Origin of the sequence: Streptomyces sp. NPDC046197, from assembly GCF_040646295.1 — a bacterium.
Taxonomy (GTDB): domain Bacteria; phylum Actinomycetota; class Actinomycetes; order Streptomycetales; family Streptomycetaceae; genus Streptomyces.
Genome location: NZ_JBEYZY010000007.1, coordinates 12742 through 34312, shown reverse-complemented (window position 1 = coordinate 34312; position 21571 = coordinate 12742). Strand labels below are relative to the sequence as shown.

The 21571-nt window shown below is 68.9% G+C and carries 14 protein-coding genes; 5 read left to right on the top strand and 9 right to left on the bottom strand.

The annotated features are described in order from the left end of the window. Positions 1–369: 369 nt before the first annotated feature. The 7 genes from AB0A61_RS12100 to AB0A61_RS12070 form a co-directional block, all read right to left on the bottom strand. Positions 370–609 (bottom strand): hypothetical protein, encoded by a 240-nt coding sequence (locus tag AB0A61_RS12100; RefSeq protein ID WP_361290128.1) that lies wholly within the window; start codon positions 607–609, stop codon positions 370–372. A 375-nt stretch (positions 610–984) separates the two neighbouring features. After that, positions 985–2043, bottom strand: coding sequence for a hypothetical protein (locus tag AB0A61_RS12095; RefSeq protein WP_361290125.1), 1059 nt, complete (start codon positions 2041–2043; stop codon positions 985–987). Beyond that, positions 2043–2429 carry a sigma-70 family RNA polymerase sigma factor gene (locus AB0A61_RS12090; protein ID WP_361290785.1) on the bottom strand — a complete coding sequence of 129 codons (387 nt, stop codon included), beginning with the start codon at positions 2427–2429 and terminating at the stop codon, positions 2043–2045. The genes AB0A61_RS12095 and AB0A61_RS12090 overlap by 1 nt, the downstream gene beginning before the upstream one ends. Positions 2430–2711: 282 nt before the next feature. Beyond that, positions 2712–3071 (bottom strand): hypothetical protein, encoded by a 360-nt coding sequence (locus AB0A61_RS12085; RefSeq protein ID WP_361290122.1) that lies wholly within the window; start codon positions 3069–3071, stop codon positions 2712–2714. A gap of 661 nt (positions 3072–3732) precedes the next feature. Continuing rightward, on the bottom strand, positions 3733–7113 hold the full coding sequence (locus tag AB0A61_RS12080; RefSeq protein WP_361290119.1) for an AAA family ATPase: 3381 nt from the start codon (positions 7111–7113) through the stop codon (positions 3733–3735). A 128-nt stretch (positions 7114–7241) separates the two neighbouring features. After that, positions 7242–8885: a hypothetical protein gene (locus AB0A61_RS12075; protein WP_361290116.1), complete on the bottom strand. Its 1644-nt coding sequence runs from the start codon at positions 8883–8885 to the stop codon at positions 7242–7244. A gap of 223 nt (positions 8886–9108) precedes the next feature. Then, on the bottom strand, positions 9109–9723 hold the full coding sequence (locus AB0A61_RS12070; protein WP_361290113.1) for a hypothetical protein: 615 nt from the start codon (positions 9721–9723) through the stop codon (positions 9109–9111). Between the two features lie 234 nt (positions 9724–9957). Here AB0A61_RS12070 and AB0A61_RS12065 point away from each other — a divergent pair, with 234 nt between their 5' ends. The 5 genes from AB0A61_RS12065 (at position 9958) to AB0A61_RS12045 (ending at position 20191) form a co-directional block, all read left to right on the top strand. After that, positions 9958–12165, top strand: a complete 2208-nt coding sequence (locus AB0A61_RS12065; RefSeq protein ID WP_361290782.1) for an N-6 DNA methylase — start codon at positions 9958–9960, stop codon at positions 12163–12165. A gap of 90 nt (positions 12166–12255) precedes the next feature. Then, positions 12256–14265 (top strand): class I SAM-dependent DNA methyltransferase, encoded by a 2010-nt coding sequence (locus tag AB0A61_RS12060; protein ID WP_361290110.1) that lies wholly within the window; start codon positions 12256–12258, stop codon positions 14263–14265. Beyond that, positions 14262–15605, top strand: coding sequence for a restriction endonuclease subunit S (locus AB0A61_RS12055; protein WP_361290106.1), 1344 nt, complete (start codon positions 14262–14264; stop codon positions 15603–15605). The genes AB0A61_RS12060 and AB0A61_RS12055 overlap by 4 nt, the downstream gene beginning before the upstream one ends. A 2-nt stretch (positions 15606–15607) precedes the next feature. Next, positions 15608–18799, top strand: coding sequence for a type I restriction endonuclease (locus AB0A61_RS12050; protein WP_361290103.1), 3192 nt, complete (start codon positions 15608–15610; stop codon positions 18797–18799). A 156-nt stretch (positions 18800–18955) separates the two neighbouring features. Further along, entirely contained in the window at positions 18956–20191 is a 1236-nt protein-coding gene (locus AB0A61_RS12045; RefSeq protein WP_361290100.1) for a hypothetical protein, read from the top strand. A gap of 129 nt (positions 20192–20320) precedes the next feature. Here AB0A61_RS12045 and AB0A61_RS12040 read toward each other — a convergent pair whose 3' ends face one another. Next, entirely contained in the window at positions 20321–20533 is a 213-nt protein-coding gene (locus AB0A61_RS12040; RefSeq protein ID WP_361290097.1) for a DUF397 domain-containing protein, read from the bottom strand. Next, positions 20530–21396 (bottom strand): helix-turn-helix transcriptional regulator, encoded by an 867-nt coding sequence (locus AB0A61_RS12035; RefSeq protein WP_361290094.1) that lies wholly within the window; start codon positions 21394–21396, stop codon positions 20530–20532. The genes AB0A61_RS12040 and AB0A61_RS12035 overlap by 4 nt, the downstream gene beginning before the upstream one ends. Positions 21397–21571: the final 175 nt, after the last annotated feature.

Below are 21571 nucleotides of genomic sequence, written 5' to 3'. Positions count from 1 at the left end.
CGACGTCTTAGCCGTGCCCCCGGCGTGCCCGTTCCAGAGGCACGCCAGGGGGAGTCACGGGGAACGGCGGGCAGCACACCGCGAACGCCCGGGTCAGCCTTCCCCCACGTCTGACCGTCGTCCTCGGCGACTCTCGCCCAATGAGACTCCGCCGACCTCAGGGACGCAACCGCCACGCGAACGAACCAGCGGTTGATGTCCACACGGGGAAACTTTAAGAGTGTCCCTGGCCCGCAATACCCACCGAGATGCTGAACCTTGTTTCGCACTCCGGACAGGTCGCATACCCGAAGAGGTGGGTCGCCCACGCGGCAACTTGGTCATGGCCGACGTCACGCGCCATGTTGTAGATCCGGGCGCCGACGCCGGTCAGCTCGTCCGGGCTCGCCGGATGCAGTTCGGCATCACACTCGTCCAGTATTCGCCCAGCAGAATGCAGGTGAGCGCCTCGCACTCAGAGCACTCGGCCTCGAACTCCTCAAAGAGCAGTTCAAGCTGCTGAGACCAGATCGGCACACCTTCAAAGGCGAGCAGGCCCTGCGCGAGGTACACGAACGTCTCCGGTTCGTCGGCCGGGACGTCGGCAAGGCAGGCACGGGTCACTGACATCAACTCAGTGATCTGGGAGGCGTACCGGCCACGCAGCGTCGCGTCTGGTCAGGGGCCGATACTCCCCAGTGTGGCGGCGCTAGGATTCGAACCTGGGAAGGCTGAGCCGGCAGAGTCAACGTCTGTCGCCGTCGGTCCGGATCATGATCCCGGCCGCACGATCAACTCGCCTGAAAAGTAGAGGGTCGGATGTGCCCCCTGTGCGCCGTCGGCTCCTCCCGGGCCAGCCGGTGCGTCGGAACCTGGTCGTACGAGACACCCTTAATCGGCTTCGCCTGGGCCGCCGTGAGCCACACCCGATACTCGCGTGAGCCACACCCGATACTCGCTCGCCTCGACGCCCTCGGTCTCTGGCACATTTCGGTCCCCTGTCGGTCAGCCCAGCACGTCGGTGGTCCAGTCACGCTGGTTGGTGCCGAGCAGGGTGAACCGCTTCAGCCACGCCTTCGGGCCGCCCACGCTGCGGTAGGCGTCCACGCCGTTCAGCGACTCGGTGCAGAGTTTGAGGCCATGCTGCCGGATGCAGGTCGACCTGGTGTGGCCATTCCCGAGCGCGTCGGCCGCGCTCTTTGCGGACTCGGGCCGGTCCGGCTCGATCGTGGTGCCGATGTGCATCCCGTCGGCCAGGAAGTTGATGCTGCTGGTCCAGGGCACATGATCTTCCGGGACCATCTGTTGTCCCCGGAGGAAGGTCGCCTCGAAAAGCCTGAGTCCGGCGGGCACCCCGCTGATCCGGTACGGCAGCGGAATCGCCCTGCGGGCCACGATGACTCCCTCGGCGATCCGGTGCAGGATCCGTTGTGCGTCGGTCCCTTCCAGGTAACCGGCTTGCAGCTCGGCCCACCGGCCGTCGGCGGTCTGCCAGCGCAGGTACCAGTCGCCCCCTGGCGCCTCGGCGGCCGTCGGACTCCGCCCCACCCAGTACGCGGGGCGGCCGTCAACCTGCGGTGCCTCGACCCGGTACTGCCGCGGACCTCCCTGGTAAAACAGCCGCCCGGTCGAGGGCGTGGTTCCCGCGGGATAGACCTTGAGCCACACCATGGGTCCCATCACACCACCGTCGCGGACCCTGCTGTCGGCCCGCACGACGGTCCTGCCGTGGTCCGGTAGATAGCTGACACTGTCGAAGTTCGCCGGGAGCCAGCCGTAGGACGCCTCCACGACCAGTGGGTCCGGATCCGGGGCGGGGGCGGCCGAGGCCCGGGTCGCGGCCGGCGCGGGTCTCGGGGCCCGGTCGCCGCCAGCGGGGAGGAGGGACACCGCTGCGGTTGCCGCCGCGACGGCCGCTACCGTGCCGAGTGCCGCGAACCGCCTGCGTCGCAGCCGAACCCTGCCGTCCCGCACTGCCCGGGCGACATCGATGCCGCTTCCGGGTGCGGCCGAGGCGGCCAGCTCACGGAGCTTCCGGGTCAACTCGTCGGTCTGGTCGCGCATCACAGCATCCTCCCAGTGGCAGTGGCGGACCGGGTGTCGAGCACTCTGCGCAGCGCCCGAAGTCCGCGCGAGGTCTGGCTCTTGACGTTTCCCAGGGAACAACCGAGCGCATCGGCGGTCTGCTCGACGGTCAGGTCGTGGTAGTAGCGGAGCACCAGAGTGGCGCGCTGCCGAGGGGGAATCGCGGCCAGCGCCCGCCGTAGGTCAAGGGAGGCCTCCGGGTCGTTCGGCGGCGACGGCTGCTCTGCCCCTGGTCGGCCCGGCTGCCGAGTCGTCCACCGCTGCCACGGGGAGCGCTGTTCCGCCAAAAAGGTGTTCACCAGCACCGTCCGGGCGTAGCCGTCCGGGTTCTCCACCCGCCGCATCCGCGGCCAGTGGACGTACAGCTTGGTGAGGGTCTCCTACACCAGATCGTCGGCGCGGTACGAGTCGGAGCAGAGTAGAAAGGCCACTTTGCGCAGCCAGTCGGCTCTGGACTCGGCGAACTCTATGAACTCCGCTTCGCGCCCTTGCTCCGCCATGGGTGGACACATTCCTCTCCGGGCCGTACTCCAGGTACCGCCCGACACCCTGATGCGGGAGGCGGGGTGGAAGGTTGCACGGGTGTTGTCAACTTCTTCGGGGTGGGGGCTCTGATGGCGTACCGGGGCCCGGGTGCCAGCCTGGGCTCAGGCCGTGCTGGGCCGTCCAACGGTCACATCAATGGCACAGGCATCCCAACCCGGTTTGTCCACCGCTACGCGAACGTTCCAGGTTCCTCGGTCCCCCAGCTGGTACACGAAGCGGGTGAGGCCTTCCACGTCGCCGACAGCCAGGCGCCCGTTGTCCAGTAGGAGTTGGCCGTCGAACACGGTAGTGAACGCAGGGTTGGCGCTGACGGAGTCGCCGAGATCCTTGAAGAGGCGCAAGCGGATGAGGTCCGACTGTGCCCGGACACGGATCGCGACATGGGTGTCGCAACTTGCTGCGTCAGCGTCGCCCAGCTCCAGGGAGATGGGAACCCAATCCGTCGCGCCCAAGTGCAGCACCGGGTGATTGACGTACGTGCAGCACCGGGTGATTGACGTACACCTCGACACCTGAGATCTGCACCCGACGCCTCCACTGACCAGGTCGAACAGCCGACCAGAACCTAGCCGATCAGCCGGACGAGAGCGAGTGCGAGGAGCGAATGCTTAGCGGATCCTGACGGCAGAAGATGACGGCAACAGAGCGGTACGCACGGGGACCCTGGCGGTAGCAGGGGGACTGCCTTGAGCCCTTGGAGTAGCAAGGCGGCAGCGCGCATGTAGCCGAGAATGAACTCCTAAAGCGGGTGTCGCAGGTTCGAATCCTGCGGGGGGCACCATGTCTGACCAGTCGCGATGCAATCGAACGGCCCCCGGAAGTGATTTCCGAGGGGCTTTTTGGCCTTGCATGGGAACGAATGGGAACGGGCCGCCAGGCAGAATCCTCCGTGGGAACGCTGGGCGCCTCCCTCGGTTTTCCCCCTCCCGCACGGCCTCCCGGTGGCACGCCTCCGTCCACAACGTCGTCTCCGACCGCCTGCTGCCCGTCTTCCGTGCCGATCCCGTCTACGCCCTGGGAAGCACCCGCACCGGCGGCCGGGACCGACTCCCAGGCCGGCAGGGACCGGTCCGTGCCCGAACCGTAGGCCCAGACCGAGCCCACCGGCGCCCGGACAAAGGGTTACGCCTTGCCGGAGCTGAGGGCGGTTTCCGCCTCCTGGCCTCCCCAGCTGTCGGGGGTGCGCCACAGGACGTGAACCCCGAAGACGCCGTCCAAGGTGTCGGCCGACCAGTCCTCGGCGGGCGGTTCGGAGAGCACCAGATAGAGGCGGTCGGCAGGAGCGGGCAGGGTGTGGTTGATCTCCAGGAGGCGGGTGGCTCCCGAGCGGAGGTCGGCGTAGGTGGAGTGGCCGGCGCCGAGAACCTCGTAGAGGAAGTGGCCGTCTTCCGCGATGCGGCTGACATCGATGACCGGGGAGTCGGTCGGCTGCAGGTCCGCCCAGAGCAGGGCGGCCTTGAGAGCGTGGCGCACCGCCTCGTGCTTCTTGCACGTGCGGTCGGCGGCCGCCGCTGTCTCCAGTGAGTGCAGAAGCCCCTTCGCGGGCGCCGGCGTGGCGGGCATGTCTTCGGCTGAGGTCACGGGCTCGGCTTCTTTCTGCTCGGACTGCTGTTCAGCGGAGGCGGGTGCGTCGTCGGTTCCGGATTCGCCCATGGTGGCCAGGCGGTGCCGGAGCGTCTCCCGGGCTTCGTCCAGTGCCTGGGCCCAGCCGGCGCGTGCCAGGTCCTCCTGGAGCCGGTTCACGTCCAGGTTGTCGTCCTTGAGCATGCGGTTCGTGTGCGCCGCGAGGTCGCGCAGGAGACTGAGACGGTGCTTGTCCGGGGACCCGAGCACACGGCGCACGTCCACCCAATCCGCCTGGTCGCGGCGGAGGACGCGGTTCGCCATGCCCTTGAGCTCGGACAGACGATCACGGGCGTTCTCCGGAATGGTTCCGTCACCGTTGGTCAGGTCGTCAAGGACGCCCAGCGCCGCCACGTAGCGTTCCGCCATTCCGGGCGAGATGGGCTGGCGACCACGCTGGTCCCGGGTCAGCAGGCAGTGGTTCGTCTCGTGGGCGAACACCCAGCAGTCCAGTTCCTCGCCAGGACGCGGGGGCACCGAGCCGTGGCGGACGGTCAGGACCAGAGGCACATCGATCGCGGGAGACAGGGCCTTGACCCGGTAGCGTCCGCCGGGTGCCCGGCCGATCACGCGGACTCGGATGTCCGTACCGATCTCGGGGACGTCACCGTCTGCCATGCCTGGTTCGCCTTCGGTGGGTGCGGGTTCGGTGCTGCTGCCGTCGGTGTTCGTGAGGGCTTCCGGGAGCGGGGAGGTGTGCAGGACGGTCAGGCTCTGGGTGCTGCGGGTGAGCGCGACGTACAGCTGGCGCAGGCCGGCCAGGCCGCGGTCGGCGATGGTGGCGGGTTCGACGACGAGGACGTGGTCGTACTCCATGCCCTTGGCCTGCGCGGCAGCCAGCACGGACACCGCCTCGCGTCCCTGCTCGGTGATGCCGTCGGCCAGGTCCAGGTGACGGCTGATCTCGTCGAGCCAGCCGGAGTCGTCGGGGACGATGACCGCCACGGAGCGCAGGGTCTGTCCGTCGCTGGTGCCGATGAGGCGGGTGGCCTGGGCCACGGTGTCGTCGAGGAGTTTCCACGGGTCGGTCGCGACTGTCCGTACGGCGCCCTCGCCCGCCGCGCGCACGGCCTGCGGGTACGGCAGTGCGGGGGCGATGGTACGGGCCAGGGGGGCGACGAACTCCATGATTTCGGCCGGCACGCGGTAGCTGGTCGTCAGCTCGGCCACGCGCCAGTCGCCCTCGTCGGACAGGAGGGTGCCGAGGCGGTCCCAGTCGGTGTGGGTGTGGGGGCCGGTGGCCTGGGCGAGGTCACCGAGGATGGTCATGGAGCCGTGCGCCGCGGAGCGCCGGCGCAGGGAGCGGGCCTGCATGGGTGTCAGGTCCTGCGCCTCGTCGACGACGATGTGCCCGTACCGTTGTGGGGTCTCCCCGGTGATGAGGTACCGCAGTTCTTCGAGGCAGACGTGGTCGTCGAGCGTCCAGGGATCGGCGTCGGCCTTGTCGGCCCGGGGGCGGTGCACAGCGGCCTGCTCCGCGGCGTCGAGAATGCCCTCGGAGCAGGTACGCAGGAGATCTTTCGAGTCGTAGAGGGTGCGGAGGGCTTCCCTGGCGCCCGGCGACGGCCAGACACGTTCGATCAGGCGCTCGACTTGACGGTTGCGTTCCAGGTCGCGGCGGATCGTGTCGTCGCGGCTGCGGCGAGGGGCGACGGCGACGAGTTCCCGCAGCAAGCGGTCGACGAACAGGCCGCGGAAGCGGTCGCGGCGCTCACGGTAGGCGCCATCGCCTTGGCGTACGTCCTCCAGGAGGGCGAGCACCTCGGAGCGCGGGACACGCAGGGTCGTGCTGCCGACGGTGACGGTGAGCTCCGGCTTGGCCCCCTCGTAGGAGGGGGTGGTGGTGGACTCGTCGACGGCCTCGGGACGGCACTCGCTCTCGACGCGCCGCCGCAGGACGGCCGCCATCCGCTCATCGGACTTCACCAGCCTCGCCTGGAGGGTGTCGGTGCCGAGGATCTCGCCGTCCCACAGGCGGGTCATCTGCACGGCGTTGACGTTCCGGGTGCCGAGCGTGGGCAGCACCTGGCTCACGTAGTCCAGGAACCGCTGATGGGGGCCGACGACGAGGATGTCCTGGGCCTTGAAGTGCCCGTTGTTGACGAGCCAGGTCACGCGGTGCAGGCCGACCGCCGACTTGCCGGTGCCCGGGCCGCCCTGCACGACGAGGATGTCGGAGGGCGAACCGGTGACCAGGGCCATCTGGTCACGGCGGATCGTCTCGACGATGTCCCGCATGCTGCCGCTGCGAGAGCGCTGCAGCTCGCGCAGGAGGAAGTCGTCGGGCTGCTGGGGCCTTTGGCGATGGAGGCGGGCGATGTCGGCCGGGGTGAGGACGGGCGGCCGTGCCTTTTCCTGCTGCTGCACGTCGGTGGCGGAGTGTGCCGCCGCGGACTCCGGACCGGCGTCGTCCGCGGCCGGCCGCGGGGCGGGGACGGCGACGGAGATGTCGTCGGCATAGCCTTCGACGACGCGCTGCGTGCAGTGCAGCCGTCGCCGCAGGAGCACCTCCCCCGGAGCGTCCGGCAGCGCGTCGAGCCACTTCTTCGCGAGCGCGTTGGTCCACTCCACGACGACGGTGTCGCGGGTCTGGACGTCGGAAACGGCACGCCGGCCCACGTACCAGGTTTCGGGCTCCCCACCGGGGCCGTCCTGCACGTCTACGCGGCTGATGACCAGCGATGCGTTGCCGAGACCTCCGTACGCCGCGGCTCGCTCCTCGGCCGCGAGACGGTTGGCGACGCTGTCCTTGCCGCTCGCGGAGGCCGAGGCGACCGACCCTCCGGTCAGTTCGGCCAGCCGCGCGGCGTAGCAGGCGTAGGCGCGGTCCACCGCTTTCTGCTCGATGGCGATGATCTCGTCGCGCGTGGTGGTGCCCATGTGTATCCCCTCCCTCGCAGTGCCCCGAAGGGTGCTGCGCCGGGCATGCGCCCGTACACCGGTGAAAGAACCATCAGGGGCCGACTGGTGACAGATAGTCAGACAGTCGGCGGTGGAGTCGCTCAGGATCAGGCGGCGGCCATGCCGGGGTGCTGGTCGGAGCTGAGAGAGCGCAGGATCCGCGCCTCTTCCCGGCGGGCGGCTGTGGCAGAGACGCGGCCGGTGGCGCGCCGGACGGCGAGGCCGGCGAGGGCGTCGGCGGTTTCGTTGAGGTCATGTCCGATGTGGCCCTTGAGCCAGCGGACCTGGAGGCGGTCGCGGTGGGGCACCAGGCGGGCCAGGAGTTCCCTGCCCTCGGGGAAGAGGACGGTGCGGTGGGCAGCTGCCGGATCGGCGCTCGTCAGGGCCAGGTTCACTGCCTCGACGGCCTCGGTGCTGTCGCACAGGACGACTACGGGGGCTTCCGGGTGGCGGCCCAGGAGGCTGAGGGCGGCCTGGCAGATACCGATGATCTCGGCCTCGCCGCTGCAGGAGGCCATGGAGTCGCCGTATCCGGTTGTTCCGTCCTCGGCGGCCCAGCCGTAGCCGCTCAGCGCGGATTCGTCGCCGACCGCGGCGTCGGCGACGGCCACCGCGGCGCGGCTGGGGGAGTCGTCGAGGATGGCGTAACGCTCCTTGTAGCCGGGGGCGAAACCCTCCGAACCGCCGCCGTCGCCACCGCCACCCTGCGACGTGTCGGCGGATGCGTTCCCGGTGAGGAGGGCGGCGAGGGTGCGGTGGCACCGCGGGCAACCGTCGGCCCGTGCGTCGCAGTCCGCCCGGTGCTCGATGGCCAGCCGACAGGCCCGCTGCCACAACTGGGGCTCACCGGCGGCGAAGCGTACGAGAGCTGCGGCGCGGCACTGCGCGATGAGCTCCGCGAAGGGCCCGGTGGCCGCACGGCCCCGGATCCGGTCATGAAGATCGGCGATCCGGTGCTTGGCCTCGCGGGCGCGGGCCGCGAGTATCGCGGCGTCCTGGTAGGCGTCGTCGAGCGCGTCAAGCTCCGCACCGCGGGCGGTGAGAGCCCGGGCGAGCACCTGGCGCTCGGCCTGGGCGATGGCGTAGCGGCCCCAGGCCAGCGCGGTACGGGCATGCCGGCCCCACCGTTCGACCACCGCGTCGTGCGCGAGGTGCGGATTCTCCCCCTCCCGGGCATCGCGCAGGAGAGCCTGGACGAAGGCGTCGTCGTGACACTCCAGCAGTTCGCGGACGGCTGCCGGAAGTTCGGCGGCTGCCGGGTCCCGCTGCCAAGCCCACAGGGCGAGATCGTGGTCCGGCGTCCGCACATCGGCGGCCGACGATCCGCGGTCAAGGAGTTCCTCCCGCAGGGCCCGGCCGTACGCTTCCGGGTCCGCGGCGCGCGCCACGCGCAGCTCGAGCGGCTCCAGCGGGGGCCTACGACGATCGGCGACGCGACGCGCACGTTGCTCCTTGCACACGGCATCCGCCTCGGACCGTGCCCGGCGCACCCTGCGTGCGTGCTCGCGCAGGTGCCGCAGCCGGTGGGGTGCCGGCCGCCCTGAGAGCTCGGCGCGCCTGATGTCCCCACGCGCGAGGACATCGGCGTGGGCCAGAGCGACGGCGATGGGCCCGGCGAGCGAAGGGTGGGCCAGGGCCGCGGCGGTCTGCGGGGAAGCCATGCCGTTCATGCGTGCGAGGACGGCGTCCTGCAGCGCGGTGAAGTCTTCGGTGTAGTGCTGGACCAGCTCGGTGTGCGTGGCGATCGTCACGGTGACCTTCCAAGTCACGAGCGGGGTAACTGGTACGGGCAGCGGGGCTGTTGCGCCCAGCCGGAACGACCCTCCGCATGGCCTTCCGTCGTCATTGCCGCCTTCGGCGGCCCCCTGCCGTGCTGGGATCTCCCGGCACAGGTTGGTCGTCGGCGGTGCCGGGAGAGGGGAACTGCCGGGTGCGACAGGCGGGTTCGGGACGGCGCGGGCTCCGGCTACGACGTCAGTAGTTGCCGTTGCTCAGGATGTCGCCGTCAGCGTTGTAGACGGTGACAAGGCCGTTCTTGCTGGCCTTCCCCCGGCCGGCCTGGAAGTCGGCGAAGGCCGAGACGAGCAGCTTGGCGTTGCCGGTATCCGCGCTGGCCAGGTCCCCGGTGTAGTCCGTGTAGATGTCGGCCGTGTCCAGGATGTCGTTGTTCTTGTCGGCGCCCTGGACCTTGGTGACGTGCGTCGCGGCCTCCCGCGTCTTCGCGGACTCGTGCTTCTTCACGTACGCCTTGAAGGCGTCGACGGTGGACTGCTGGGGCGCGGCGGTCTTGGAGGAGCCGGTGCCCTTGGAGGAGTGACCGCCCTTGGCGGAGCCGGTAGAGGCGGCGGAGGACGCGGCACTGGACGAGGAGTCGCCCGAGCCGGACCCCACCGCGGCCGCGATACCACCGATGACGATCGCGGCAGCCAGGACGCCACCGCAACCGAGGCAGCCCAGCTTGGCCTTGGACCGCTTCTTCTGCGGCGAGGGAGGCTGCGGATAGGCCGGCTGCTGCGGGTAGCCCGGCTGCTGCTGGAAGCCGGGCTGCTGCTGCGGGAATCCGGGCTGCTGCGGGGGCGGATTGGTCATCTGGGTTCCTCCTGTTGTGAGGGCGCGGCGAGGACAAAGCAGAGCACCTCGGCCCGCCGCTTCCACTCGGAAGCATGACCAGATAAGCACGACACTGAAAGCGCCGTCAAACGGTCCATCAGACTTGACGACCGCTGTAGTGTGTTAACCGCCCACCATCCGACTGGCCCGAGAGGTGCGGAACCCCACGCCATGCCCCAGCAGCCACCAGCCCAGCCGGCGCCCTCCGCGCATGTGACGGCCGCCGAGATCTCCCGCATCGCAGGGGTCACGCGCGCCACCGTCAGCAACTGGCGCCGCCGCCACGACGACTTCCCGGCCCCCAGCGCGGGCACGGAGACCAGCCCGCTCTACGACCTCCCGGCCGTCCAGGCCTGGCTGCGAGCACGTGGGCACACCTCCACCGCCTCGCCGACCGAGGAGCTGCGTACGGCGCTACGGCTGCTGGGACCCGGCTCGGGTGTGACCGCGCGACTGTTCCCGCTGGTGGCTGCCGCCTCCCGTCGCACGCCGGAGGAACTGGCCGAACTCGCCGCCCTGCACGACGACCAGCTGATCGCCCGAGCGGAGAAGACCGCGGGCGAACTCCCGGTGGCCGTGCCCGAGGCCGAGCCGTTCCGCTACGGTCCGGACGACGCGGGCGTGCTCCGCGCGCTGCTGGGTTGCGTCCGTGAGGCGGGGGCACAGGCCGCCGTCGACGTCCTCGCCGAACGCGAACTGGACGAGGGCGCCGCCAGCGGCGTCTACCAGACCCCGGAGGGCCTGGCCCTGCTCATGGCACGGCTCCTGCCCGCCGGCGCATCCCGCGTCCTCGACCCCGCCTGCGGCAGCGGCACGCTCCTCGCCGCCGCCGCCCGGCAGGGCGCACGGGAGCTGTTCGGGCAGGACTCGCTCCCCGTCCAGGGCCGGCGCACCGCGGTCCGGCTGCTGCTCGCCGCGCCCGAGGCCGAGACGGCGATCCGCGTCGGCGACAGCCTGCGCGCCGACGCCTTCCCCGACGTCACCGTGGACGCCGTCCTGTGCAACCCGCCGTTCGCCGACCGCGACTGGGGTCATGACGAGCTGGCCTACGACCCGAGGTGGGCGTACGGGGTCCCGCCGCGCTTCGAATCCGAGCTGGCCTGGGTACAGCACGCCCTCGCGCACCTGGAGCCCGGCGGCCACGCGGTCATGCTGCTGCCGCCCGCGCTCGCCTTCCGCTCCTCCGGCCGCCGCATCCGCGCGGAACTCATCCGCAGCGGGGCCCTGCGCGCCGTCGTCTCACTTCCGGCGCGTGCCGCGTATCCGCTCCACATCGGCCTGCAGATCTGGGTGTTCCAACGCCCCGAGCCGGGCGGCACGGACCGTACGACGGTGCTGTTCGTCGACGGGGAGGGCGAGCAGCGGGACGGCGCCGCGGGCACGCCGTCCGCCACCGACACGGCCACGGCCGGCGCCGGCACCCGCGGCGGCTCACGCCCCCGCCGATCCGGCTCCTCCTCTTCCACCACCTCCTCTGCCTCTTCGGCCTCTGCCGCCTCGTTCGACTGGGTGGGGCTGACCGAGCGGGTCCTCGGCCAGTGGGCCGCGTTCACCACCGCCCCCGACACCTACGCCGACGAGCCCGGCGTCGCCCGCGCGGTACCGCTCGTCGACCTCCTCGACGACGTCGTCGATGTCACCCCGGCCCGCCATGTGCGGGCGACCGCAGCCGACATCGACCCGGCCGCCCTGGCCCGCCGCGTCCACGACCTGCACGGCCAACTGGACGACCAGGTAGCCGCCTTGGCAGCCGCCTCCGCGTCCGGCGGGTGGCAGCCGTCCGGGGCCTCGGCCCGCGAGTGGCGTACGGCGACCGTCTCCGACCTGGCACGCGGCGGGGCCCTGACCGTGCTGCGGGCGGCCCCGTCCGGCACCCGAGGCTCCAAGGGCTCCGCCGCCCCCACCATGGACCGGCCGGTCCTCACCGCCTCGGACATCTCCGCCGGAAACCCCCCGTCCACCAGGGCCGTCGACCTCCACGCGGACGCCGCGCAAGCCGTCGCCGCAGGAGACGTCCTCGTACGCTCCATCGCGAGCGGCGGCGACGCGGCCACGATGACCCGGGTCGCGGACGACCAGGACGCCGGAGCCCTGCTCGGTCCGCACATCCACCTCCTGCGCCCCGACCCGGCCCGCCTCGACCCGTGGTTCCTGGCCGGGTTCCTCGGCGCCGAGGACAACATCGCCTCAGCGTCCACCGGCAGCACCCTCGTGCACGTCACACCGGGCCGGCTGCGCGTACCGCTGCTGCCCCTGGAGGAACAGCGGCGCTACGGGGAGGCCTTCCGCCGCGTGTACGAGCTGCGCGCGGCCGTCCGCCGAACCGCCGACCTCGCCGCCGACACCGCGGCCACCCTCACCACCGGCCTCACCGCCGGCGCACTCCTGCCACCGGACCCCCCGGACAACGGTTCCGCCTGAAACGCCTCACGCGTCCCCCCGCACACGACCACACTGGATCCCTGCCGTCCCACGCCTGGACGGCGCTCTTCGGAAGGAAACCGGGACCTCTTGAACAGCAGCAAGCACACGGAGTTGGCGAACCACGCCTGGTCCGTCGCCGATCTCCTGCGCGGCGACTACAAGCAGTCCGACTACGGCAAGGTCATCCTGCCGTTCACCGTGCTGCGCCGCCTGGAGTGCGTCCTGGAGCCGACGCGCGAGAAGGTCGTCGAGACCGTCGCCAGGTTCGCGGGCCAGGAGATCGACACCGACCACTTCCTGCGCAAGGCCTCGGGCCACTCCTTCTACAACAAGAGCGATCTCACGCTGCGGAAGATCGCGGCCGACCCGCAGAACGCGGCGAAGAACCTGCAGATCTACGTCGGCGCCTTCTCCGACAACGCCCGCGAGGTCCTCGACAAGTACGAGTTCAACCAGCAGGTCAGGAAGCTCGACAGCGCGAACCTGCTCTACCGGGTCATCGGCAGGTTCACCGACCTCGACCTGCACCCCGATGTCGTGCCCAACCACAACATGGGTTACATCTTCGAGGAGTTGATCCGCCGCTTCGCCGAGCAGTCGAACGAGACCGCGGGTGAGCACTTCACCCCGCGCGAGGTCATCAAGCTGATGGTCAACCTGCTGGTGGCGCCCGACGCGGACGCCCTCAGCCTGCCCGGCGTCGTCCGTACGGTCATGGACCCGGCCTGCGGCACGGGCGGCATGCTCAGCGCCGCCGACGACCGCATCAAGGCCCTCAACCCGGACGCGACGGTCGAGGTGTACGGGCAGGAGCTCAACCCCGAGTCCTGGGCGATCTGCCGGTCCGACCTGATGATCAAGGGCCAGGACCCGGAGAACATCCGCTTCGGCAACTCCTTCTCCGACGACGGCCACGCCCGCCGCAAGTTCGACTACATCCTCGCCAACCCGCCGTTCGGCGTGGAGTGGAAGAAGGTCAAGGAGGAGGTGGAGTACGAGCACAAGTCGCTCGGCGACGCCGGCCGCTTCGGCGCGGGCCTGCCCCGCATCAACGACGGCTCGCTGCTCTTCCTCCAGCACATGATCTCGAAGATGAAGCCGGTGGACGTGAACGGCGGGGGCGGCTCCCGCATCGCCATCGTCTTCAACGGCTCCCCGCTCTTCACGGGCGCGGCCGAGTCCGGCGAGTCCAACATCCGCCGCTGGATCCTGGAGAACGACTGGCTGGAGGCGATCGTCGCCCTCCCGGACCAGCTCTTCTACAACACCGGCATCTCCACGTACTTCTGGATCCTCACCAACCGCAAGGACGCCGACCACAAGGGCAAGGTCGTCCTGCTCGACGCGCGCGACCAGTGGCAGAAGATGCGCAAGTCCCTCGGCGACAAGCGCAAGGAGCTGGGCGACGGGACGAACGGCCGCCCCGACCACATCGCCGACATCACCCGGTTGTACGCGGAGGCCGCCCAGGTCGCGAAGGACCCCGAGCACCCGCTGCACGGCAAGGTCAAGGTCTTCGCCAACGAGGACTTCGGCTACCAGCGCATCACCGTGGAGCGGCCGTTGAAGCTCCGCTTCGAGGTGACGGAGGAGACGCTGGCGGCACTGGCGGAGGCCAAGCCGGTGGCGAAGCTGGAGCGGAGCGAGGAGTTCGTCGCGGCGGTGCGTACGCTGCTCGGCTCGACGTGGACGACGAAGTCCGAGGCGTTCATCGCGCTCAAGGACGCGGTGGTCGCGGCCGGCCTGACCTGGCCGTCGGGAGCGCCGTTCGCGAAGGCGGTACGGGAGACAATCGGCGTCCGGGACCCCGAGGGCGAGGTCCAGAAGGTCAAGGGCGCGGCGGAACCGGATACGGACCTGCGGGACTACGAGAACGTTCCGCTGGGCGAGGACGTCGAGGAGTACCTGAAGCGCGAGGTGCTGCCGCACGTCCCGGACGCGTGGATCGACCACACGAAGACGAAGATCGGCTACGAGATCCCGTTCACGCGGCACTTCTACGTGTACAAGCCGCCGAGGCCGCTGGCGGAGATCGACGCTGAACTGAAGTCGCTGGAGGCGGAGATTCAGGCGCTGCTCGGGGAAGTGGCCCCGTGAACACCTCAGCCGTCACACCGCCTTCCCCCAAACCCTCTGACACCTACGAACTTGTACGCCTCGGATATGTCGCGCGCTTGCAGAACGGACTGACCGTCGATGCTAAACGAGACGTAACAGGTGACGTCGTCACCAGTCCGTACTTGCGTGTCGCGAATGTCCAAGCCGGGAGCCTCGACCTCGAATCGGTCACCGAGATCACTGTGCCTCGAAGTGTGGCCCAGCGCAGCACACTTCGTCCAGGTGACGTCCTGATGACCGAAGGAGGGGACTTGGACAAGCTGGGCCGTGGGACTGTCTGGCAGGGCGAACTTGACCGGTGCCTGCACCAGAACCACATCTTCGCGGTCCGCCCCGATCCACAGCGACTCAGCGGCCGCTTCCTCGCCTACGTGACCCAGTCTCTTTACGGCCGTCACTATTTCGAGAGCACCGGCACGAGAACCACAAACCTGGCTTCCACCAATAGCAGCAAGATCCAGAGTTTTCCTCTGCCGCTTCCGCCTCTGGATGAGCAGCACCGCATCGCCGACTTCCTCGACGCCGAGACCGCCCGCATGGACGGACTGAATCGCGCGACCGAACGTCAACAGAAACTTGTCGCGGAACGACAGGTCGTGGCATTCCACGACAGCGTTCAGGCTGAAGGTGGGCCTGATCTCAACGTGATCGAGCCTGAAACCGCTAACCCCGACTGGCGCATGCTGCCACTAAACCATGCATTGAATCAACTGACGAATGGATATGTCGGCCCAACGCGCGACCTGTTCGTAGATGACGGGGTTCGCTATCTTCAGTCTCTGCACATCAAGAATGGCAGAATTGACTTCGCGCGAAAGCCGTACTTCGTGAAGCAGGAGTGGGCTGATGAACGGCCGCGGATTCGTCTCCGCTTCGAAGACCTTCTTATCGTCCAGACCGGCGCTATCGGTGAGGTCGGCCTAGTCGATGACGAGTATGTGGGCGCCAGCTGTCATGCCCTGCTTATCGCGCGAACCAACAGGAATATCATCGCTCCTCGATACTTGTGGCACGCATTTCGAAGCCACTGGGGTCGGAGTGCGCTTTTGCGCGAGCAGACGGGGGCGCTACACCCGCACCTAGAAGCTGGCAATGTGCGCTTCATGAAGGTTCCTGTTCCTGCTCTCGACACACAACGGCGTGTAGTGGCACGCACGGAGGATGTCGCCAAGGACACGGTGACAGTCGAGCGTGCTCTGTCTCGCCGATTGAGGTTGCAATCCGAACGTCGCCAAGCCCTCATCACCGCCGCCGTAACCGGCCAGTTCGACGTCTCCACCGCCAGCGGGCGCAACGTAACGGACGGAGTGAGCGCGTAGCCATGAGCCCCATCCACACGGAGTCCGCCTTCGGTGAAGCCATCGTCGCCGCCATGGTCGAGCGCGGCTGGCGTGAGGCGCGCCCGCAGGACTACCGGGCCGATCTCGGCCTGGACACGAACGAGTTGTTCACCTTCATCGGGGCGACCCAGCCCGACGAGTGGAACGAACTGCTCACCGTCTACGGCGGCGACTCGGACGAGGCGCAACGCGGGTTCGCCGGACGCCTCGACCAGGCCATCGCCACCGACGGCCTCCTCGATGTGCTCCGCAACGGCGTCAAGGACCGGGGCGTTCTCCTCCGCGTCGCGTACTTCAAGCCGAACCTCGTCGCCCATGACTCCGTGCTCGACGGATACCGGGCCAACCGCCTCACCGTCGTCCGCGAACTCGAGTACGCGACGAAGCAGGCCGACTGGGGCAACCGGCTCGACCTCACCCTCTTCCTCAACGGAATCCCCGTCGTCACTGCCGAGTTGAAGAACCCGCTGACCAAGCAGGGGGTGGAGCAGGCCAAGGAGCAGTACCGCACCGACCGCGACCCCACCGAGCTGATCTTCACGCGTCGCGTCGTCGCGAACTTCGCCGTCGACCCGGACCTGGTCTTCGTCGCGACCCAGCTCAAGGGCAAGAACACCCGCTTCCTCCCCTTCAACACCGGCTCCAACGGCCCCGGTCAGCCGGGCGGCGCCGGCAACCCGGCCCCGACCGCGTACGGCACGTATGCGACCTCCTACCTCTGGGAGCAGGTCTGGCAGCCGGACAACTGGCTGGACCTGCTCCAGCGGTTCGTGCACCTGCACAAGAGCAAGACGCCCGGCGGCGGCAGCACCAAGACGATGATCTTCCCCAGGTTCCACCAGTGGGACGTGGTCAAGAAGCTCACCGCGCACGCCGCCACCCACGGCGCGGGCCACGACTACCTGGTCATGGCCTCGGCCGGGTCGGGCAAGTCGAACACCATCGGCTGGCTCGCCCACCGCCTCAGCGACCTGCACACCCCCACCGACCCCCGCGAACTCGACGCCGAGGCCGTGGCGAAGGGCCTCAAGCCGGGCGTGCCGGTCTTCGACAAGGTCATCGTCATCACCGACCGCCGCAACCTGGACGCCCAACTGCGGGAAACGGTCGGCAATTTCGAGCAGACCGCGGGCCTCGTCGTGAAGATCGACGAGAAGCACGGGGCGAAGGGCGGGCAGCTCGCCAAGGCCCTCTCCCGTGACACCGGGAAGATCGTCACCGTCACCCTGCACTCCTTCCCGGCGCTACTCGACTACCTCCAGCGCAACCCGACCGAGATCCAGGGCAGCCGTTTCGCGATCATCGTGGACGAGGCGCACTCCTCGCAGTCCGGCGACGCCGCCACCGCCGTACGGTCCGCCCTGCGCGACCTCGGCCTGGACTCCGACTCGGACGACGCGGGCGCGACCACGGTCAAGGCCGAGGCCGCCAGCCTCGACGAGCAGCTCAGGAAGAGGGCCGAGCAGCGTTCCCGCGCCGCGAACCTCTCCTACTTCGCGTTCACCGCCACGCCGAAGGCCAAGACCCTCGAACTCTTCGGCACGCTCCAGGACATCGACGGCAAGGCTGCCTACCGGCCCTTCCACACGTACTCCATGCGGCAGGCGATCGAGGAGGGCTTCATCCTCGACCCGCTGCGCAACTACGTCACGTACAACACGTACTGGAAGCTGGTGAACCAGAACCCGGACGAGCGGGAGGTCGACCCGTCGAAGGCAAACTCCCTGCTCGCCCGGTACGCGCTGACCCATGACTCGACGGTCGCCCAGCACGCCCAGGTGATCGTGGAGCACTTCGTGGCGCACAGCCGGGGCCGTCTCGGCGGGCGTGCCAAGTCCATGGTGGTGACCGCCTCGCGGCAGTCCGCCGTGCAGATGGCGCGCGCCATCAAGAGCTACATCAAGGACCGGGACTACGACACCGAGTACCCCGACCTGGGCGTCCTCGTCGCCTTCTCCGGCTCGCTCACGATCGACGGCGAGGAGACCACCGAGCCGAAGGAGAACGGCGGACTGTCGGAGAGCGCGCTGCCGAAGGCGTTCGCGTACACACGTGCCGACGACAAGGCCGCCCGAGCCGGCGGTGCGGGCCAGCGGGAGTACAGGATCCTGGTCGTGGCGGAGAAGTACCAGACCGGCTTCGACCAGCCGCTGTTGACGACGATGTACGTCAACAAGTCGCTGACCGGCATCTCCGCCGTCCAGACCCTGTCCCGGCTGAACCGGACCGCCGAGCGCAAGACCCAGGCGGACCTGGCGGTCCTGGACTTCGTCAACGACGCGAACGACATCCAGGACGCCTTCCGCCCGTACTTCGAGGAGGCGAACACCCTTCCCTCCGACCCCAACCTGCTCTACACCGCGCAGAGCCGGGTCATGCAGGCGGCGATCCTCTCCGGGCAGGAGATGGACGAGTTCGCCGCCGCGTACTTCGCCGCCAAGGAGAAGGCGGCAGGCTCACAGTCCAAGTGGGAGAAGCTGCACGCCGAGCTCTACCGGCTGCTGTCCCCCGCCGTCGCCCGCTTCACCGCTCTGCTCGAAAGCGAGGACGAGGACGATCTGGAGACGGCGGAGGGCTTCCGCGCCGACCTCAACGACTACGTCAGGAAGTACGGCTTCCTCGCGCAGATCGTCCCCTATCGGGACGCCGAGCTGGAGCGGCTGCACCTCTACGGCCGCTACCTCCTCAACCGGCTCCCGCGCCGCGCGGACGGCGGCGTGGACATAGGCGAGATCGACCTCAGCCACATGCGGGTGGAGAAGACCGGCGAGTACGACGTCTCCCTCACCTCCGAGGGGCCGACGACGATGAAGGGCTTCGGCGACGGCTCGGGCGGCGCGAAGGAGGCGGAGAAGTCGCTGCTCTCCCAGCTGATCGACAAGTTCAACGAACGCTTCGGCACCGAGTTCACCGAGCAGGACGTCATCCGGCCGTTCGAGGAGGCCAAGGCCGACCCGAAGGTGCGGGCGGCGGCCGTCGTCAACGACGAGGAGAACTTCGGCCTCGTCTTCGACAACGTCTTCGCGGACAAGATGGCCGACCACATCGACACCATCGCGGGCATGGGCCGCCAGTACTTCGGCCCCGACAAGGGTTTCAAGTCCAGCCTGGACCGCAGCGCCCGCAAGGCCGCCTGGCGGATGATCCGCCGCGAGGAGGGCCTGGACGACTGACGTCCGACTCGTATGCCCCGGCTGAACGTGCCGGCCGGGGCACCCCTTCTGCTCCGCACGCCGTAGCCGTGCGGAGCAGAAGGCTCACGAGCTGGTGCCGGCTGCCGCGGCCTTCTACCTCCCCTTGACCACGAGAAGCCACTTCAGGAGCGGGCGATGGACAACGAGATTCAGCTGATCAGTGACGGTGACGGACTGGCGGTCATCGGGAATCCGACGGATGTCGATCGCTTCCTCGTCTCGGAGGGACTGGCGTCCCAGGACCTCGGACTGGAACGGCTCAAGTCCGCCGTCGGTACCGGGGCCGTAGTCGCGCAGGCAGGTTCGGAGATCGCCGCCAACTCCGGTCGCTGGGTGAAGCTGACGCGGGAGTCGGCACAGAGTGTCGAGAAGTACGGGCTGAGGAAGAGCTCGAAGACGGGTCTCAGCACAGGCGTGGTCAAAGGACCAAAGGGCCAGATCAGAGGGTTCATCGAGGTCGTGAAGGCGCCCCGATCGCTTCTGACCAACCCGGCGATACTTGCCGGTGCCGCGGGGATCATGGCGCAGATTGCGATGCAGCAGACCATGGCCGAGATCACCGACTATCTCGCCACGATCGACGAGAAGGTCGACGACGTGCTGCGCGCCCAGAAGGACACCGCGTTGGCCCGCATGATCGGAGTGGGCTTCGTCATCGAGGAGACCATGACCATCCGGGAGAAGAGGGGCAGGGTCGACGAGATCATGTGGTCGAAGGTGCAGACCGCGCCGACGACGATCGCAGAGACCCAGGCGTACGCATTGCGTCAACTCGACGCGCTCGCGAAGAAGATGAAGCGCAAGACTGACATCGGTGATCTCGCCACGACGGCCAAGAAAGCCGAGTCGATTGTTCGGGAGTGGCTCGCTGTGCTGGCTCGCTGCTTCCAGTTGCAGGACGCGATCGCCGTTCTCGAACTCGACCGGGTGCTGGACGCGTCTCCTGAGGAGCTGGACGGGCATCGCAGCGGGCTGAGGGATGCCCGGCAGGACCGACTGGAACGGATCACGCTTAGCACCAAGCGCCTGGTGGGCCGGATGAACGCGGCCGCCGACTCGGCCAACGCGCAGGTGCTGCTGAACCCGGCCGCGTCCCCGGCTGTGGTCCGGTCGAGCAACCGTGTCTCGGCCAGTGTCCATGACTTCCACGGACGGCTCGGCATCGAGTCCGGACGCCAGTCCTCGGAGGCGAGACGATGGACGGACGCGGCCGCGGAGGCGATGGACAAGGTGCTCGAGGCAGGAGAAGAGGGCGTCGATGCCGCCTGGCGCGTCGGTAGCGAGACGCTCGACCTGGCCGGCTCGGTAACGGACAAGCTCTCGAGCGAGCTCGCCGGGCGAGCGCGCCGTTGGTTCGGGGACGGAAAGTAACGACCTGGATCCGATCCGGTGGTCGGGCCCCGGCTGCGCGGAGCTGGGGCTTCCGTCCAGCCGACCGTACAGAACTGGGCGCCCAGCCGCATGAGCGGATGGGCGCCCCACGGGTCACGACCGTACGGCTCAGACGGTCTGGTCGGCGGCCAGCCGGACGAGCCCGGCCCACGCGTCGGGGGCGACCGTCAGAACCGGTCCGGAGCGGACCTTCGAGTCCCGGATGTGTATGCCGTCGACGGCGGCTGCGACCTCTACGCACTCGCCACCCCCGCCGCTGCTGTAACTGCTCTTGAACCAGGCCGACTCCGACACAGTCAACTCGGTGCTTCGCAAGGTCATTTCACTCCCAGCAGTTCCTCGATGAAGGCCAGCGACTCACAGGGGGTGAGCGCCTGTGACCGGAGGATGCCATATCGGGCTTCGAGCTCACGGATCTTTCCCGCACTGGTGTACAGGCGGCTGTCGTCCTGTACCTCGGTGTACGCGATGCGTCGCTCTTCGGCAGTGTCGATCAGATTGAAGGGGCCGCCCAGCCCTGCATGGTCTTCTCGCTCAGTCGGCATCACCTGAATCTCCACGTTGCGGTTCTGCCCTACGAGCAGGATCTGCTCCAACTGCCCTCGGAGTGCCGCCCATCCACCGATTGGCTTGCGCAGCACAACTTCCTCGATGACGAAGCTCAGCAGCGGTGCTGGTCGACGAGTGAAGATGTCTTGCCGCACCATCCGAGCCGTCAGACGCTGTTCAATGACATCGTCATCAAGTAGCGGGCGCTGCATGCGGAAAACAGCCCTCGCATACTCCTCTGTCTGCAACAGGCCCGGCACCGCATGCGTCGCGTACACGCACAGGCCGACCGCGCCCGCCTCCAACCGCGCCATGTCCCGGAAGAACGCCGGATACTGTGCCCGCCCCACCTCCTCCTTCAGCGCCTTGAGGACGCCCCCGGCGTCCAGCACCTCGTCCGCGCGGTCGATGAACCTCGGCGGGGGAATCCGCCGGCCCTGCTCGAAGGAGGCGATCGACTGGGCCGCGTAGCCTGTGAGCCTCCCGAACTCCGGCCGGTCCAGGCCCGCCCGTACCCGCAGCAGCTTCAACTGCCGCCCGAACGCCGTCACCACGCCCGATCCCGGCTCGTCCTCCGGCCTCGGCCCGGCGTCATCCCGCGCGCCCTCGGCCTCGCCCCGCTCCACCGACTCCATCGGCTCCACCGCCTCCCCGGCCCCGTTCCCCCGCCCAACGCGCCCACCCCGAGCCGGTCACGCGGCGCGCCTCGTACATCTCCCGCCCCGTCGCGTACAACCGGCACGCGACGGCGCGTCACCACTGGTCACGCTACGCCACCGCCGGGAGCGTTGAGGGCATGAACAGTGAGAC